At 31.3% G+C, this 17,459-nt stretch carries 13 protein-coding genes, 1 pseudogene and 1 other annotated feature; of the genes and pseudogenes, 4 read left to right on the forward strand and 10 right to left on the reverse strand.

Annotated features, from left to right (window positions below; genetic code table 11):
* Positions 1 to 82 precede the first annotated feature (82 nt).
* Positions 83 to 1,348 (reverse strand): dihydroorotase, encoded by a 1,266-nt coding sequence (locus J2Z43_RS03395; protein WP_209455852.1) that lies wholly within the window; start codon positions 1,346 to 1,348, stop codon positions 83 to 85.
* A 555-nt stretch (positions 1,349 to 1,903) separates the two neighbouring features.
* The gene (locus J2Z43_RS03400; RefSeq protein ID WP_209455853.1) at positions 1,904 to 2,920 is read right to left on the reverse strand and encodes a hypothetical protein; all 1,017 of its coding nucleotides are present in this window, start codon (positions 2,918 to 2,920) and stop codon (positions 1,904 to 1,906) included.
* 522 nt (positions 2,921 to 3,442) lie between these two features.
* Between J2Z43_RS03400 and J2Z43_RS15410 the strand changes: the two are divergent.
* Positions 3,443 to 3,586 (forward strand): annotated as a pseudogene (locus tag J2Z43_RS15410) (hypothetical protein); the annotation flags it as partial.
* A gap of 103 nt (positions 3,587 to 3,689) precedes the next feature.
* Here J2Z43_RS15410 and J2Z43_RS03410 read toward each other — a convergent pair.
* The 3 genes from J2Z43_RS03410 to tyrS all read right to left on the reverse strand — a co-directional run bounded on the left by J2Z43_RS03410 (position 3,690) and on the right by tyrS (position 6,822).
* On the reverse strand, positions 3,690 to 4,235 hold the full coding sequence (locus J2Z43_RS03410; protein WP_027701876.1) for an NADH peroxidase: 546 nt from the start codon (positions 4,233 to 4,235) through the stop codon (positions 3,690 to 3,692).
* A 152-nt stretch (positions 4,236 to 4,387) separates the two neighbouring features.
* Positions 4,388 to 5,311, reverse strand: a complete 924-nt coding sequence (locus J2Z43_RS03415; RefSeq protein WP_209455855.1) for a DMT family transporter — start codon at positions 5,309 to 5,311, stop codon at positions 4,388 to 4,390.
* A gap of 305 nt (positions 5,312 to 5,616) precedes the next feature.
* Entirely contained in the window at positions 5,617 to 6,822 is a 1,206-nt protein-coding gene (tyrS, locus tag J2Z43_RS03420; RefSeq protein WP_209455856.1) for a tyrosine--tRNA ligase, read from the reverse strand.
* A 59-nt stretch (positions 6,823 to 6,881) separates the two neighbouring features.
* Positions 6,882 to 7,131: a binding site (T-box leader), on the reverse strand.
* A gap of 278 nt (positions 7,132 to 7,409) precedes the next feature.
* Between tyrS and J2Z43_RS03425 the strand changes: the two genes are divergently transcribed.
* On the forward strand, positions 7,410 to 7,637 hold the full coding sequence (locus J2Z43_RS03425; RefSeq protein WP_024620050.1) for a FeoA family protein: 228 nt from the start codon (positions 7,410 to 7,412) through the stop codon (positions 7,635 to 7,637).
* 25 nt (positions 7,638 to 7,662) lie between these two features.
* A complete protein-coding gene (gene feoB / locus J2Z43_RS03430) occupies positions 7,663 to 9,783 on the forward strand; it encodes a ferrous iron transport protein B (RefSeq protein ID WP_209455857.1) in 2,121 nt (706 codons plus the stop codon).
* A 207-nt stretch (positions 9,784 to 9,990) separates the two neighbouring features.
* On the opposite strand, the gene deoC is transcribed toward feoB, so the two are convergent.
* The 3 genes from deoC to J2Z43_RS03445 all read right to left on the reverse strand — a co-directional run bounded on the left by deoC (position 9,991) and on the right by J2Z43_RS03445 (position 12,328).
* Positions 9,991 to 10,623 carry a deoxyribose-phosphate aldolase gene (gene deoC / locus J2Z43_RS03435; RefSeq protein ID WP_209455858.1) on the reverse strand — a complete coding sequence of 211 codons (633 nt, stop codon included), beginning with the start codon at positions 10,621 to 10,623 and terminating at the stop codon, positions 9,991 to 9,993.
* A 12-nt stretch (positions 10,624 to 10,635) separates the two neighbouring features.
* Complete coding sequence (locus tag J2Z43_RS03440; RefSeq protein WP_209455859.1) at positions 10,636 to 11,511, reverse strand: sigma-70 family RNA polymerase sigma factor; 876 nt, start codon at positions 11,509 to 11,511, stop codon at positions 10,636 to 10,638.
* Positions 11,512 to 11,848: 337 nt separating this feature from the next.
* A complete protein-coding gene (locus tag J2Z43_RS03445) occupies positions 11,849 to 12,328 on the reverse strand; it encodes a type I restriction enzyme HsdR N-terminal domain-containing protein (protein WP_209455860.1) in 480 nt (159 codons plus the stop codon).
* 298 nt (positions 12,329 to 12,626) lie between these two features.
* On the opposite strand from J2Z43_RS03445, the gene J2Z43_RS03450 reads away from it, so the two are divergent.
* Positions 12,627 to 13,784, forward strand: coding sequence for a DUF1002 domain-containing protein (locus J2Z43_RS03450; RefSeq protein ID WP_209455861.1), 1,158 nt, complete (start codon positions 12,627 to 12,629; stop codon positions 13,782 to 13,784).
* A gap of 133 nt (positions 13,785 to 13,917) precedes the next feature.
* Here the strand turns inward: J2Z43_RS03450 and J2Z43_RS03455 are convergent, their stop codons facing one another.
* Both J2Z43_RS03455 and J2Z43_RS03460 read right to left on the reverse strand, forming a co-directional pair.
* The gene (locus tag J2Z43_RS03455; RefSeq protein WP_333782934.1) at positions 13,918 to 14,499 is read right to left on the reverse strand and encodes a helix-turn-helix domain-containing protein; all 582 of its coding nucleotides are present in this window, start codon (positions 14,497 to 14,499) and stop codon (positions 13,918 to 13,920) included.
* A gap of 154 nt (positions 14,500 to 14,653) precedes the next feature.
* On the reverse strand, positions 14,654 to 17,392 hold the full coding sequence (locus J2Z43_RS03460) for a sensor histidine kinase (protein ID WP_209455862.1): 2,739 nt from the start codon (positions 17,390 to 17,392) through the stop codon (positions 14,654 to 14,656).
* Positions 17,393 to 17,459 lie beyond the last annotated feature (67 nt).

The following is a 17,459-nucleotide window of genomic DNA, read 5'->3' on the forward strand; positions in this document are numbered from 1 at the left end:
TACTATAGTACTGCCTTTTATAATTGATATTATGCTTTGCTCTTTTCTAAGAACCGCTCTTTATTAATTTTCATATTTTTTTCTAATCGTGTTTATACACTACTTCTCCATTGCAAATTGTGTACTCTACTCTTCCTTTTAAAATCCAACCAAGAAATGGCGTATTACATGCTTTTGATGCAAACTCTTCTACTTTCCATTCTTTTTCTATATCAAATATAACTATATCTGCTTTTTTTCCTTCTTCTATTGATCCAACATCAAGTCCGTAAATTTTTGCTGGATTTATGGTCATCTTTTCTAGTAATTCCATAAGTGTAAGATGCCCTTCATCTACTAAACTCATTATACCCAACCCAAGTGATGTCTCAAGCCCTATTATTCCACTAGGCGAATCTATAAAATCTCCGCCTTTTTCTTCTTTAGTATGAGGTGCATGATCAGTCGCAATTACTTCTATTGTTCCATCCTTTAAACCTTCTATTATACTTAATCTATCTTCTTCGGTCCTAAGTGGCGGATTCATCTTTGCATTTGTACCGTATTTTAGAACGCTATCCTCTGTTAAAGTAAAGTGATGTGGTGTAGCCTCAGCAACTACATCTGCGCCCAATTTTTTTGCCATTCTAACCGATTCTACAGCTACTACTGAACTTATATGCTGTATGTTTACCTTAGCGCCTGTATGAAGCGCTAACATACAATCTCTAGCTACCATTACATCTTCCGCTACTCTTGGAGCTCCAATTATTCCTAATTTCTCTCCTGCTTTGCCTCTATTGATTCCTGTATTTTCTATAAGCGATGGATCCTCTTCGTGAAAGCTAAGTGGTACATTTAAATTTTTAGCCTTGAACATAGCGTCCATTACAACCTTGCTGTCCATAATAGGAAGTCCATCATCTGTAAAACCAACAGCCCCTAAATCTTTTAATTTCTCCATATCAACAATATGTCTTCCAGAAAACGACTTTGTTATTGAAGCTGATTGTAAAACATTTATTGGGAGTTCTTTAGATTTCTCTAATATATATTTAAGAGTTTCTTCATTATCTACTATTGGCTTAGTATTTGCCATGCAAACTACAGTAGTGAACCCTCCTCTAGCAGCAGAATTTGCTCCTGTTTCTAGATCTTCTTTATATGTATATCCCGGATCTCTAAAGTGAACATGTACATCTATAAGCCCTGGGGCAACTACACATCCTTTTGCATCTATAACTTCACTATAATCGCCTTCATCAAAAGATCCTATTTTATATATTTTGCCATCTTTAATAACTATATCTAAATTGGCATCTACCCTCGTCTTAGGATCTATAAGTCTTCCATTTTTTATTAAAATCACAGTAAATCCCCCTTATCATAAGTTCATCTAATTCAATTATACCATTTTTAGGTCGACGCGATAAATTATTCTTAATGTCTATACTTAAAATCTTCACGAAATATATCCATACTATCAACCTCCTATGTGTAGTATGTCATCTTTAACTATATCTTTTGGTTGTATCGGTTATTTATTGTTCAATAATTCGATTTATTTATCTGGAGGGGTAATTTTATCTAGTCTATTATATTCACTTATCCAATAAAATATAAGGAGGGTAGCATTTAAGCTATCCTATTAATGTTTATATGTTTGACTTAATCCTTATTATCTACTAAAGAAAATAAAAAGCACCCGTTGCCAAATCGGATGCTTTAAACATTGAATATTATCATTAACTTTATTGATTACATGTAACCCATAAAGACTTTTTTCTTATCAACTTTTAAAAATTTTTTATAGCTGCTACTTTCTTATAACCACTTACGAAAAATAACTATTATTAATATATCAATCTAGGAAAGTACTTAATTAATTTATAAACTTATTTCATAAGATACATTTATTTTCTAATTAATGTACAAAGAATATATTATTAAGTGGTATTATAAACATTCTATTATTATTTTCTACCCATACAACATCATTACATAATAGCACTGTAGTTACATTTGCTATTGGTGAACTATTATTATCTACTACAGCCAGAGTATATGCGTTAGCACCTTTAGCTGCAATTATATCGTGTACACCATCATCACATTCACATTGAGGTGCATTTGGATCACAAGCTGGTGTTACAATAACATCAAGCCCACCTTGTTGTTCCAGAAAGTCTATTAAAGTAATGTTACAAATTGATATTAAAAAAGTTCCTTGGTTATTATTTACTGTCACTATATCAGCCGAAACATTTTCTATTGTTCCTGTTATATTTTGATTAAGAGTGGATATTATTACATTTGGTTTCGTTGTTGTACCTTCTAGTACTGCTTGTTGTAAAGCTGTCAATGCTGCTGATATTCCTGATTTACCACATGGTGGTGTAGGTGGACCTGTTACTCCTGTTGCTCCTGTCCCTCCTGTTGCTCCTGTTGCTCCTGTTCCTCCTGTTGCTCCTGTTGCTCCTGTCCCTCCTGTTGCTCCTGTTGCTCCTGTCCCTCCTGTTGCTCCTGTTCCTCCTGTTGCTCCTGTTCCTCCTGTTGCTCCTGTTCTTCCTGTTGCTCCTGTTCCTCCTGTTGCTCCTGTTCTTCCTGTTGCTCCTGTCCCTCCTGTTGCTCCTGTTCTTCCTGTTGCTCCTGTTCCTCCTGTTGCTCCTGTTCCTCCTGTTGCTCCTGTTCTTCCTGTTGCTCCTGTTGCTCCTGTTCTTCCTGTTGCTCCTGTTGCTCCTGTTGCTCCTGTTGCTCCTTTACAACAACAAATACATTCATGTGAGCATTCACAACAATTACATTCATGTGAGCATTCGCAACAATTACACTCATGTGAGCATTCGCAACAATCACAATCATCTTGCCAATAATTGTTTATATTTCCTTTTTTCTTATAATAATTTACATTATTATAATTATATTTTTCAAATCTATTCATATTATCTTCCTCCTGCAATATTAGTAAACTATAGTAAATTTTAATAATCCACTATAATAAATATATATGATATTATATTATTGTTGTTACATGTATGTTTATGTATTTATTTGTAGAAAAATTTTATTTTTAAAAAATGTTAATAAACAAATACCTCTTTGTTGATATACTATCACTGTAGTCAATTTACCAATTCACAAAAAAGAGATAGTAAGAGGGTAGCGATTAAGCTACCCTCTTACTATCTACAACAATTTTCTCTTTTTCAACCACCCAACCACTTTACTATATATCTCCTTGAACATTACCTACAAAATTAGTTACATTGTCTGGGAACTTCTCTAATCCTCTCATGTCCCTTCACCTATAGCGTAAGCATTTCTACACATATAAGACTTCAAACCGTACTATTATAATAGGCGATACTTTAATGAGTATTTTAAATGATCATAAAAAGTATCAACTGGAAATTAAGTTGAGATACGGACAGTACTATAAATATATTGATAAAGACATACGCATGCAACAATGTTAATGAACAGTGGCGTGAACCTAAAAGAGATACAGAAAAGATTAGGGCATGCCAATATTAGAATTACTATATATATGCGCACTATTATGAAGATTCTCAAAGAAATACAATTGATATGTATGAAAGGTATATAAAATAAATTTGCCACCAACTTATACCTTTCGGTGGTAAATCGGTGGCAAATACATTTTTTTCGTTATATTTTTTATTAAAAGCATTGATAATGCTTATCTATTCTTAGTTTTCGAAGTATCTGTTTAATAATCCTAAGAATGCTTTACCATGTCTAGCTTCATCTTTACACATTTCATGAACTGTATCATGTATAGCATCTAGTCCTAATTCTTTAGCTCTCTTAGCTAATTTTAATTTTCCATCAGTTGCACCGTACTCAGCGTCAACTCTAACTCTTAAGTTTTCTTTAGTGTCAGCTACAACAACTTCTCCTAATAACTCAGCAAATTTTGCAGCATGCTCAGCTTCTTCAAAAGCTATTCTCTTGTAAGCTTCAGCTACTTCTGGATGTCCTTCTCTATCCGCTTGTCTACTCATAGCTAAGTACATACCAACTTCTGTACATTCTCCTGTAAAGTTAGCTCTCAATCCTTCTACTATTTCTTCGTCAACACCTTGAGCTACACCTATTCTGTGCTCGTCAGCCCAAACCATTTCACCTTTCATTTCTTCGAACTTATCAGCTCCTACTTTACATACTGGACATTGCTCTGGAGCAGTTTCCCCTTCGTGTATATATCCACATACTGTACAAACCCATTTTTTCATGTTTCATTTCCTCCTAAAATTAATTTTTCATTTAAATTTTTATTTTAATAAATATTGCTACATCATTATTAATACCCTAGATGAATTATATTAAACATAAAAATTTAAATTTTTTAATTATTACCTTAAGATTAATTTTAGTATAAAATGGATTATTTGGCAACTTCAATTGGTCTTTCTTCTTCCAATTCTTCAGTATCTCTTCTATCTTTTCTTTTTAGGAATGATAACTTAGTCTCAGCTGTAATTATAGCTACAAATATTAGTATACTTCCTGCTATTAATTTAGCCGTAAGTAACTCGTGTAGTACTATAACCGAAAAAATAGTTCCAAATACTGCTTCAGTTGATAAAATAATAGCTGCTTTTGTTCCATCCACTACCTTTTGGCAAACTGTCTGTAAAAAGAAACAAATACTAGTACTAAATACTGCTAGGAAAAATATTCCCAAGTATCCTTTTGGCTCTGCAACAAATCCCCACTGTCCTGAACCTACCTGAACAATTGCAGAAAGCACAAATGCAACTGTAAATTGAATAGCAGTTAAAACTATAGGGCTACTGTTTTTTACAAATTCACTAGTAAAGAAGATGTGAAAAGCAAACCCAAATGCACATAATAATGTAAGCATATCTCCGTAATTAATACTAAAGTCAGACTCTAATGATAGTATTCCTATTCCTATTAATGCTATAAAACTACTTATTACACCAAATTTATCAAGTTTTCTTCTGTATATTAAAAGTCCTATAAATGGCACAATTACGACATTCGCCGATGTAATAAACGCATTTTTAGATGGTGTAGTATGCATAAGACCTATAGTTTGTAGCGTAAATGCCACAAATAAAAATGTACCTAACATGATTCCAGATTTTAAAGCTCTCTTATCTATATTAGCTTTAATATGTTTAAAGAATATTACATTGATAAATACTGCTGCTAAAAAGAATCTCATAGTTATAATCTGAAGTGGTGTAAGTCCTCCATCTAGTGCAAACTGAGTAGCTACATACCCGCCTCCCCATACAATAGATACTATTATTAATCCTAATTCTCCATAATATTTTTTCATATAGACTACCTCCTTTATCGTTTTTTTGCAAAATTAAAACCCCCTAAAAATGCAGAGAGTTTTTCTATAAGCATCGTGGCACAACAAAAATGTGTTATGACGAATTTTTTATGAATATTTGTCTATAATAATACATTAATATATTAATTGATTTTTGTAAACACCTTTAGAAAATATTTTTTTACTTTAATAAAAAAATTAGGCTACCAGCGCTGTTTGACGATCGTCGATCCCACAACACTCAAAATCTTGTCTGATTTTCACAATGTAGTAATACCGACAATCGATAATTTGCATAGCAGCTATTAATTAAGAACTAATTTTATAAATTTTTTCTTACCTATTTGTATAACTAGTTCAGCTTCATCAGGTATATTGTTAAGATCAGTCGCTTTTTCTCCATTTATCTTAACTCCGCCTTGGCTTACAAGTCTTCTAACTTCACTCTTACTTTGAACCAAACCATTTTCAACTACAACAGCAGCTATATCAAGGCTTTCTTTTGCAACTTCTACTGTTAGTATATCTGAAGGTATTTGTCCTTTTTGGAATACGCTCTTAAATCTATCTTCAGCTTGATTAGCGGCTTCTTCACCATGGTATAAAGTAACTATTTCTTTCGCTAGTCTCATCTTTATATCCCTTGGATTTACTTCATCGTTATCCAACTGTGACTTAATCTTTTCTACTTCATCAGGATGAACATCAGTAACTAAATTGTAGTATTTTATTATAAGTTCATCAGGTATCTCCATTGATTTTTGGTACATTAGACCAGCTTCTTCATCTATTCCAATGTAGTTTCCTAAACTCTTACTCATCTTTTCTACACCGTCTAAACCTTCTAGTAGAGGCATCATTATAACGATTTGAGACTCCATATCGAATTCTTTTTGTAATGATCTTCCCATAAGCAGGTTGAATCTTTGGTCTGTTCCACCTAACTCTATATCAGCTTTTATAGCTATTGAATCATATGCTTGCATTAAAGGGTAGAAAAATTCGTGCACTGAAATAGGCATTTGTCCTTCGTATCTCTTTTTAAAGTCTTCTCTTTCTAACATTCTAGCTACTGTTATTGTAGCTGCAAGATTTATTACATCTTCAAAGTTTAATTTCGCTAGCCACTCACTGTTAAATCTAACTATTGTTCTTTCTTTATCTAAAACTTTAAATATTTGTTCTTCGTAAGTCTTCGCATTTGCAAGTACTTGCTCTGTTGATAAAGCTTTTCTAGCTTTAGACTTTCCTGTAGGGTCACCTATTTTTCCTGTGAAGTCACCTATTATTATTACTATCTGGTGACCTAAATCCTGAAGTTGTCTCATCTTTCTTAAAACTACCGTATGACCTAAGTGTATATCTGGTGCACTTGGATCTAGTCCCAACTTAACTACAAGGGGTTTCCCTTCCTTTTCAGATTTAATTAGCTTTTCCTTAAGGTCTTTTTCATCTATTAAATCGTCTACACCCTTCATGATTATTTTCATTTTGTCATCTAAATTATTCATATGAATCCTCCTTTAATCTTGTATAATTTCGTTTTAAATATAAAAAAACTCCCATCCTATAAAAGGACGAGAGTATTACTCACGTGTTACCACCTAATTTCACCAATGCTTTTCAGCACTAGCCTTAATAAGTATTCAAAAAGACATACTCAAGTACTGTAACGCGTACTAAACGATATACTCCTACTGTAATGTTCAGAGATACTGCTCTAGGATGTATTCAAATTAAATCAATCTATCCCATTTCACCAAACTGGGACTCTCTGCAAAACCAATTTTAATTCTACTTCTTCCTATCATAGCTTTATTCTTTTATATATTAATTATAATATATTAGGATTTCTTTAAATTGTCAACCTTTTTCTATATTATAAACAAATATTCAAATTATATTCTCACCTTTCACGCATTTTCACTTTATTTTTTATACTTTACTCTGCTTAAATATTTAAGATAATCTAGTTGAATTTAAAAAGTATTTATTATTTTCTTTTATCAAAAGCCGTAACGAAATGACACAGATATACATAGTTTAAAATAGAACGATCAACTCAATCTAAATCTAAATATTTTAAGGAGGTGTCACTATGCAAAAACTCAGCGATATTAAAGAAAGCAACACAGTAAAAGTTGAGACCCTTCTATCAAGCGGTAATTTAAGAGAGAGAATGCTCGCTTTAGGATTAACTAGGGGAGCTTCTATAGATGTTATTAGAAAAGGACCAAAGAACAATTTAACTGTTTATAAAGTAAGAGGAACAAAAATTGCTCTAAGAAAAGAAGAAAGTAATCTTATTTTGGTCTCTAATAAATAAATACATCAACAGGAGGATTAATTAAATGGGTTTGACACATAGCTCAACAAAGATCAATTCTTTAAAAGATATGTTTAATATCGAAAAAAAAGATAGTGAGACTATGGTTGCTTTGGCGGGTAATCCCAATACTGGAAAAAGTACTGTATTCAATTACTTAACTGGTCTAAAACAGCATACTGGCAACTGGCCTGGAAAAACTGTAGCAACGGCTAGAGGAAGTTTCAAATACAATGACAATGACTTTATTTTAGTTGATTTGCCAGGAACTTACTCGCTTTTTGCACTTTCCCAAGAGGAAATTGTTGCAAGAGATTTTATATGTTTTGGTAACCCAGATGCTGTCGTAGTCGTCTGCGATGCAACATGTCTTGAAAGAAATTTAAATTTACTGTTTCAAGTAATGGAACTGACAGATAAAGTGATTTTATGTATAAATCTTGTAGATGAAGCCAGAAAAAAAGGAATTGTTATAGACAAAGATTTATTAGAAGAAGAACTTGGGATTCCAGTTGTTTTGACTGCAGCTAGAAATGGGGAATGTATGAACGAATTGCTTTTAAGTATAGATACAATATCCTCAAGTACCTCTTCTAAAAAAGTAAAAACTATATATTATAATGAAAAAATAGAAGAAATAGTAAATTTAATTGAACCAGAGATAAAGCAAATTATTCCAGATATTAATTCTAGATGGCTAAGTCTTAGATTAATCGACCAAGACGAAAGTATATTTGAATCTATGAACAATTATCTTACTAAAGATACTATCGATAGTATCAATAAGATAAAAGAAATGATCCCAGATGATCTAGACAAACAATTTATCAGGGATGAATTTACCAGAATCAACTATGATTACGCACAAAAACTAAGTCAGCAAGTTAGTTCAAACAGTAAAGGTGATCTTCTTGATAAAGAAGAAAAAGTCGACAGAATTCTTACATCAAAATTGTTCGGGCTTCCAATAATGTTATTGCTTCTCGGAGCCATACTTTGGGTTACTATACAAGGATCGAACTATCCGTCTAAGCTTCTTGCAAATGTACTGTTTAGTGGAGAACCTAATTTATCTGCTCTACTGTCTAGTTTAAATGCACCAGAGTGGTTAAATAATATGCTTGTACAAGGCCTTTATAGAACTTTAGCATGGGTTGTATCTGTAATGCTTCCTCCAATGGCTATATTCTTCCCTATATTTACATTGCTAGAGGATTTAGGATACCTACCTAGAGTTGCATTCAATTTAGACCATCTATTTAAAAAAGCTTGTGCACACGGAAAACAGTGCCTAACTATGTGCATGGGTTTTGGATGTAATGCAGCAGGGGTTATTGGATGTAGAATTATTGACTCCCCGAGAGAAAGGCTTATTGCAATCCTTACAAATAACTTTGTACCTTGTAATGGAAGGTTCCCAACTTTGATAGCTATTTCAACAATATTCTTCAGCTCAGTCGTAACCAACTCATTTACTTCAAGTGTTATTACGGCGCTTTCAGTAACTGGTATTATGATATTAGGGGTAATAACGACACTTTTAGTCTCTTATACTTTATCAAAAACTTTATTAAAAGGTGTACCATCTACATTTACATTGGAGCTCCCTCCTTACAGGGTTCCCAAAGTTGGTAGAATTATTTATACGTCTATAATCGATAGAACCATATTTGTTCTCGGAAGAGCTGTAATAGTTGCAATTCCAGCTGGTGTAATAACTTGGATTCTGGCTAATTTATATGTAGGTGACATAAGTGTACTATCACATATCGGTTCATTTTTAGATCCAATTGCCAAACTTATCGGATTGGATGGTTTTATTCTACTTGCTTTTATACTTGGTTTTCCTGCAAATGAAATAGTAATACCTATACTTATGATGTGCTATTTAGCTACCGGATCTATGATAGAATTAGATTCTTTTGATGCACTCGGAAAGGTTTTATTGGATAATGGTTGGACTTACTTAACAGCTTTAAATGTAATGTTGTTTAGTTTGTTGCACTGGCCATGTGCTACTACTTTACTTACTATAAGAAAGGAAACTAAAAGCAATAAATGGACGCTTGTAGGCTTTTTACTTCCTACTGCAATCGCCTTTGCAGTTTGTTTCTTAACTACACAAATTTACAACTTAATCATATAAATTATAAAGCACAAAAATATTTCGATAATAAATAATAAAAGTATTTTGATTGTAATATATAAATAATTATATATAAATGATATCAATAAATAATACCTATTAATAATCTCAATATATAAATGTGCTAGCTAATAAAAATCCGAATACTCCAACTTGGCAGTGTTCAGTTATTTACAAGCTAGCACATAAAGTGTTTGCATTAAATATTTAATCATTTAATACAGAGCTACAACCAATTCTCGAAGCTCCAGCTTTAATTAGTTCTTCGGCAAATTCTTTCGTCCTTATCCCGCCAGATGCTTTAATTTTGATACTATCTGATATGTTGTCTGATAAAAGCTTTATATCTTCCAAAGTTGCCCCAGATGTTCCAAAACCAGTTGAAGTTTTTACAAAATCAGCTTTAGCAGAATTTATTATTTCACACATCTTTATCTTTTCAGAATCATCTAGATAACAAGTCTCTATTATAACTTTTAAAATATTGTCTCCTACTACTTGTTTTATTCTTCTTATTTCATCTTCTATTTTACTGTAGTCTCTATTTTTAAGATCTGTTAAATTTACAACCATATCGATCTCATCTGCGCCTTCTTTTAACGCGATCTCTGTTTCGTAAACTTTAAGCTCAGTCGTTTGATATCCAAGTGGGAATCCAATAACAGTACAAACTGCTATATCGCCATTTAAATAATCCGATACCCTCTTTACATAAATCGGTGGAGCACAAACCGAAAATGCCTTTGTACCCTTAGCTTCATCACATAAATTTCTTATGTCCTCCCACTTAGCTGTAGCTTTCAGAAGTGTCAAATCTACCTTACTCATTATATCTATCATTAATAGTTCTCCTTAGTAAAAATTCTCAAGTTGCTTTAGCTTACTTGGATGTCTAAGTTTTCTCAAAGCTTTAGCCTCGATCTGTCTTATTCTTTCCCTTGTTACTCCAAATATTTTTCCAATTTCTTCAAGTGTCTTTGGTTCGCTTTCGCCTAGCCCAAACCTACTTCTTAATACCTCTTCTTCTTGATCTGTTAAAAACGAAAGGACCTCGTCTATTTTCTCTTGTAAATTGTGTTTTTCAACTTCATCTATAACAATATCATTTAAAGTATCATCCGATGGAATAAATTCTACTAGACTTCCGTCCTCGTCATCTTTAATAGGGCTATCTAAAGATATTATATTTTTATTGTTATTCAGCACTTCTGTTACCTTGTCGACATCCAAGTCACAATAATCAGCCAACTCTTCTACATTTGGATCTCTTAGGTATATATTTACAAATTCTTGTTTTTTTCTTTTTAACATGCTTATTTTTTGCTGTAGATGAACAGGTAATCTAATTATATACTCACAGTCATCTATATACCTAGTAATGCTTTGCCTTATCCACCAAGTAGCATAAGTACTAAACTTAAATCCTTTTTTATAGTCGTACTTGTCTACAGCTTTTATAAGTCCAATATTGCCAGCTTGAATTAAATCGAGCATATCCATACTTTCTCTCTTGTATTTTTTTGCAATACTTACAACGAGACGGTAATTAGAATTTATAAACTCTTCCTTAGCAGTACTCGAAGAATTAACTATCTGTTTTGCAAGTTCTACTTCTTCTTTTGCAGTAAGCATTTCATACCCTTCAATATCATTAAGATACATCCTCATCGCATTTGAAACGCTGTCGTAGGAATTATTTCGCTTTAAATTTCCTTCTAATACATTCATAAGTCCACCCCTTTATCAAACTAACATTTTATTTTACTCACTATAAACTATACTTATATTTCAAATTTGTTATGTGTATTTTGAAATGTTATAATGATAAAAAACTATATAAATATATTCTGCTTTAATTTTCATTTTCCTCCCTATATTATATAAATTTCTACATTTTAAATAAATAAGTTTCATTATGTGTCAAATTTAAGGATTATTTAACCTCTGAATATATTAATTTTAAAGCTATTCTACAATAATTTAAGCCAGAAAACATATTAAAGTCTTCTGGCTTAATCATACTAAAAATGTAAGCAAGACTAAACTTCTAACTTACAATCGATTTTTATTTGTGGTCGTGATCGTGGTCACAGCAATCGCAATTTTCATGATCGTGATTGTGCTCTTGTTCAAAAGCTAGAGCCATTTTTTCTGACTCTTTAAATTCCTTAACCATAGTCTCATAGTTTGGTAGAGCAGATTCAGTATCGTATTCTTCACCTTTCCAATCTGCATACATCATTTCATCTCCATTTGTTAGAACAAGTCTACCAGATGTAGTTATATTGTCAATCTCTTCCAAGAAATCTATTTGTTTTTCAAGTATATCGCCTTCTAACGGTATATCTTCATCTAAACACTGACAAATCATTACAGGTACATAGTAATCATCCTCGTCAACTGCATTTACAACAATATCAATTACTCCTTCTGCACCTTCTTCAAACTCTGACAATTCTACATTTGTATCTATCATATCTTGTGGTACTAATAAATCCTCAATGAAGTATTTTATCACTCTATCTTTCACTAATTCTTTAGACATTTTTTCTCCTTTCAAACTAAAAGTTACAAATTTTACTCCATCTCTTATAGTATAATAAATGTATTAATTTTTCAATTGGTTGAGCAAAATAGTGTAAATTCATATTTATTAAAATTTACATAATACATAAATTATATTTGACATATCTCCAATCTTTTATTACAATCTTGTAATCGCATTAGTTTTTATTTTAGTTTATATTAGGTATAACTTTGATATACACTTAAATGCGAATATCTAAATTAGTTTTTGCAAAAAAACAATTACTATGTAAATATAGTTTACTAGGAGGTCTATTATGAAATTAAAAAAGATGGCGAGTTCAATAATCGTATCTGCAATGGTAGTTTTAGGAAGCTTCAACCTAGCTTATGCAGATGGATCTAACGTCGTTACTCTCGGTGTAAACTTAACACCTTCTCAAAAACAACAAATGTTAGATTATTTCGGTGTTAATAAAGATGAGGTATTGACTTTAGATGTTACAAACGCTGAGGAGAGAAAGTACCTACAAGGAGTGGCAAGTGAAGCTCAATTAGGTAAAGCTACTATCTCATGTTCATATGTTGAACCTACTTCAAAAGGTGGAATAAATGTTAAAACTGCTAATTTAACATGGGTAACAAGTTCAATGATAGCATCAACTTTATCAACTGCAGGACTAGACAATGCCAACGTAATAGCAGCTGCTCCATACAAAGTAAGTGGAACTGGTGCATTAACTGGTATAATGAAAGCATTTGAAGATGCCTCAGGAGAAAAACTAGACGAAACTAAAAAGGAAATAGCTTCAGAAGAATTAGTAGTCACTGGAAACTTAGGAGATGAAGTTGGACAAGAAAAAGCTACTGGAGTTATGAATGATATAAAATCAGAGATAATAAAAAATGGTACTTCAGATGTTATCCAAATAGCCGATACAATAAATAACATAACTAACAACTACAATATTACACTTACACCTGAACAGAAAAAACAAATAGAAGATATAATGTCTAAAATATCTAAACAAGATTACGACTATAGCAGTATGAAAAATACTCTTGAAAATGTAAAGGATAATGTAAACGAAGAGTTAAACAATATAGGCGAAGGAAACACTGAAGGATTCTTCACAAAAGTAAAAGATTGGTTTGCAGGGTTATTCTCTGGAGGAAGTGGCAATGTAGGTATCCTAAATAATACAAATGACGATGCACTAGGATCTAACGCAGTAATAGATTCAACAGATAAAGATGTGTTAAATACATCAAACAATTCTTCAGATAATGCAAATAGCAATTCTAATAATAGTTCAGATAATAATACAGACAACAGTACGAGTAACAGTGATGCTGATCAAAATGCAGGAGATAAAGATAACGAATTAGAAAACAACTCAAATGATCAAAATAAAGAAAACCAAGAAGATGGTTTTTTCACTAAACTCGTAAACTGGGTAAAAGGTTTATTCTAATATTAACTAAAGTATAGAATATAGTAAGATACAAAAGTATAATGGATCACTAAAAAACCGCCTCAAAAAATGAGGCGGTTTTAAATTTCCCGTTTAATATTTCTTCTATATTTAATCTTTTATATCTGTTATTCTATATTTGATCTTCTCTAAATGGGTTCGGAATACTTACCACTAATATCTTAACCATTTTATTAGTGTAATTTGCCCAATTGTGCTTGTTTTTCTCGCTATCGTAGTGTATAGAATCTCCAGGATACATATCTATCTGCTCATCACCTAAAAATACGGTCAAAACACCTTCTAATACGTATACAAACTCCTCTCCCTCATGAATATAACTGCAAATCTCCTCGTCGGTTTTATTTGGAAGAATTTCTATAAGTCTCGGAAGAAGTTGTTTATCTTTTAAACTTGCAGATAAATGATAATGGATAAACATTGAGTTTGATATATCGAAAACTTCTTTTTCGTAACTTCTAAGTACCCTTCTCTTTCTTTCTTTTGGTCTCATAAAAAAGTATGTAAGCTCAACTTCTAGTACATCTGCTATTTTAGCTAGGGAATCAGTAGCTACACTAGTTAATCCTCTTTCTAGTTGAGATAGAAATCCTATAGATAAATTTGTCTGCTCACTCATATATTTTAAAGTCATCTGTTTCTGCGTTCTAAGTTGTTTTATTTTAGCACCTATATCTTTATTCAAAATTGCCACCTCTAATATTATCTTCCATATTTTTATAGTTATAGTAAATTTATATGTAACTGTATTTTCTCAACATTGCTAATTTAAATATAATTTATTAGCTAGGATTTGTCTATATCTTAACTACAATTTTATATATAAAATTATTATGCCGAAAGAATTTCTATCCTTCTTTATAAATATCGAAAAATTCTATTTCAAATTTTTCAATATTGTTGTCGTATTCTCTTATATCTGATATTTCCTCTACAACTTCTTTTATTGGGAATATAACTGTAACTTCAGTACCTTCCCCTAATTTACTGGAAATATCTATATTTCCATTTTGAATCTCAACAAGAGATTTTGTTAAACAAAGTCCAATACCACTACCAAATTCATTAGAAATTCCACTGTTTTCTATTTGTTTAAACCTCTTGAATATGTCTTTGAGCTTTTCAGCTTCTATACCTACACCACTGTCTCTTACAACTATTTGAACTTCTTCTCCGCGCTTGTAAATTCCAACTAATATTTCACCGCCGCTATGAGTAAATTTGATTGCATTTGATATTAAATTTAGGATTATCCTTTCTATTGATTCAGGATCTAGTCCAACCATAATTTCTTCTTCATTTGTATCAAATACAACATCGATCTCTTTAGATCTAGAATAACTGCTAATTGATGTGACTATGCCTTCCGTAATCTCTATAATATCGAAGTTTACAGCTCTTACTTTATATATTTCAGATTTTACTTGAGAAATATTTATAATATTATCTATAAGTCTCATCAGTCTAAACATATTTTGTTTCGTTATTTTTAAATGTTCTTCTAATATATTTTGAGTTTCTTTTATCTTTCCTTTATCAAATAGTTTTTCTATAAGTTGTGAAGAACTGTAGATATTATTTAGAGGAGTCTTCAGTTCATGCGAAATATTAGCATAAAACTCCATCTTCATTTGATCGTACTTTCTCTGCTTAAGCAGTGCATTTTTAAGTCTTTCTGATTCCCTTTGCACACTTAAATCCCTTATTTTTCTTACTCTACTCTCTTTTTGTCCAAAGTAAAGCTTCCTTGATATCATCTCGACTTCTTTTATTTGGTTTTTTTCGTTTACAAGATGTATACTCTTTCTCTTATCCCCGTTTTTAAGATTGTTTATGTATTTTTTTACTAAAATATTTCTATACTTTTGTGTATTTACCCCTAAAACATCATCTTCAATACCAAATAATTTATTAAATGCCACATTTGTATAAATTACACGTGAAGTTGACATATTTTCTAAAAATAATGCTTCTGGTATCGCATCGAGTAATTTTTCATACACGATCTTTTGGTCGTTAGTATCTTTTAGTATATTAATCTCTTTAGTAATGTTTCTAAAAGTAAGCAATTTATAGAGTCTATTGTCTGAATAGTAATCTCCAACTCTAACTTCCTCAACCCGCTCCTCACCGAAATTATCTTTCATTGCGAAGTTTACAATGCAGTTGGCCGCGGATCCATAGTTAATTATATCTTCTCTCTCGTCTATATTTAAACCAAGTCGTTTGAAGTTCCTATTATCAAATAAATCTATATTAAACCCAGAAATATAGTTCTCTATTGTCATATGTCTAAATTGTTTTGCTGTAACTCCGAAACTATTCTCAAAGCTTTTATTTATACTCACAATTGTATTATCGCCATTGGGTGCTTCTGTAGTCCTAACCATTATAGGGCATGGTATATTTAAGATTATTTTCTCATAGTCTTCATTTATATCTCTAATTCTTTTATCCATTATAGATTCTTGCGTAATATCAGTTAAACTCACTAGATATTCATCTTCTTCAATATTATAGTTGATACTAAGTAGATAGATTCTCTCAATTAAAACTAACCTTCTATCATTAAAATTAAATGTCTCACTATTGCTGTCAAAAATTTCTTTTTCCTGTTTTATAGTCTCTAAAAGTTTCTTTAAATAGATTTTATCTCTCATAAACTCTTTGTTAAATTTAAAGTTGCTGTAAACTATACTAAGGTCATAGTTCATTATAGCCCACGCATCTGGCATATTATTTAGAGCTTGTATCAATAGCTCTTTCCTGTGAATTATGTGATTTTTTAGAGTCTGTTGAATATGTATGTCTTTTTCTATAGCCGAATTAAGCTTATCTAGTCGGTTTTTATTTATATTTAATTTTTCATTGCTTACATGAAGTTCAGAATAAGGAACTACTACTTTTTGTCTTACACTGAATGTATAAGATATATATACACTTATACAAAGTAAAAATTGAGATAAACACGAGAATTTTAATTTATCTATAAGAGCCACACTTTTTATTGCAAATATACATGCAGTTGTGGAAAGTACTGCTACTGCAGATAGACGCTTCAATATATTTTCGTAATCGATATTTTTATTTGTATTGCTATATAAGACTAACATTAAATTGATTAAACATAATATTAAATTTATAATCGCTATCTGATTATTTACATTTATATCGTAAAAAAAGTTTCTTGCTACAAACTCTAAAATAATAATTGATAAATACGTAAATAGCAGTTTGTATCTTCCAAAATCAAGTCTTTTAATCAAAACTTTATAAGCAAATATAGAGAAATTATTTACGGTAAGTGTCAGCAACAGAAACCTAATATACTCCTCTATGTCGACACTAACGCCTAATATACCTACTATAATTAAAACTGTACAGCTAATCTTGAGGTTGTTCATAAACATATCTTGCTTTAGCCCTCTAGAATAAACAATAGAATATCCAAATATACATAATAAAGTTATTTTAAATACATTTATGAAGAACATATACATATTTATACTATAAAATGCCATAACATTAAGTAATATAGTGAAAACAATAAACATCTTATTTTCCTGTAAAGCTGTTTTAAATCTCATAACATGCCTCTCTTTATATATTTTTTGTCTCATACATGAATATACTATCATGATTTAAGAGAAAATT

Origin of the sequence: Metaclostridioides mangenotii, from assembly GCF_017873185.1 — a bacterium.
Lineage (GTDB): Bacteria > Bacillota > Clostridia > Peptostreptococcales > Peptostreptococcaceae > Metaclostridioides > Metaclostridioides mangenotii.

What these genes read in the sequence shown, in the direction of transcription:
- J2Z43_RS03400 (WP_209455853.1), bottom strand. Translation starts at nt 2,920, where the DNA reads ATGAATAGATTTGAAAAATATAATTATAATAATGTAAATTATTATAAG.
- J2Z43_RS03410 (WP_027701876.1), bottom strand. Translation starts at nt 4,235, where the DNA reads ATGAAAAAATGGGTTTGTACAGTATGTGGATATATACACGAAGGGGAA.
- J2Z43_RS03415 (WP_209455855.1), bottom strand. Translation starts at nt 5,311, where the DNA reads ATGAAAAAATATTATGGAGAATTAGGATTAATAATAGTATCTATTGTA.
- tyrS (WP_209455856.1), bottom strand. Translation starts at nt 6,822, where the DNA reads ATGAATAATTTAGATGACAAAATGAAAATAATCATGAAGGGTGTAGAC.
- J2Z43_RS03425 (WP_024620050.1), top strand. Translation starts at nt 7,410, where the DNA reads ATGCAAAAACTCAGCGATATTAAAGAAAGCAACACAGTAAAAGTTGAG.
- feoB (WP_209455857.1), top strand. Translation starts at nt 7,663, where the DNA reads ATGGGTTTGACACATAGCTCAACAAAGATCAATTCTTTAAAAGATATG.
- deoC (WP_209455858.1), bottom strand. Translation starts at nt 10,623, where the DNA reads ATGATAGATATAATGAGTAAGGTAGATTTGACACTTCTGAAAGCTACA.
- J2Z43_RS03440 (WP_209455859.1), bottom strand. Translation starts at nt 11,511, where the DNA reads ATGAATGTATTAGAAGGAAATTTAAAGCGAAATAATTCCTACGACAGC.
- J2Z43_RS03445 (WP_209455860.1), bottom strand. Translation starts at nt 12,328, where the DNA reads ATGTCTAAAGAATTAGTGAAAGATAGAGTGATAAAATACTTCATTGAG.
- J2Z43_RS03450 (WP_209455861.1), top strand. Translation starts at nt 12,627, where the DNA reads ATGAAATTAAAAAAGATGGCGAGTTCAATAATCGTATCTGCAATGGTA.
- J2Z43_RS03460 (WP_209455862.1), bottom strand. Translation starts at nt 17,392, where the DNA reads ATGAGATTTAAAACAGCTTTACAGGAAAATAAGATGTTTATTGTTTTC.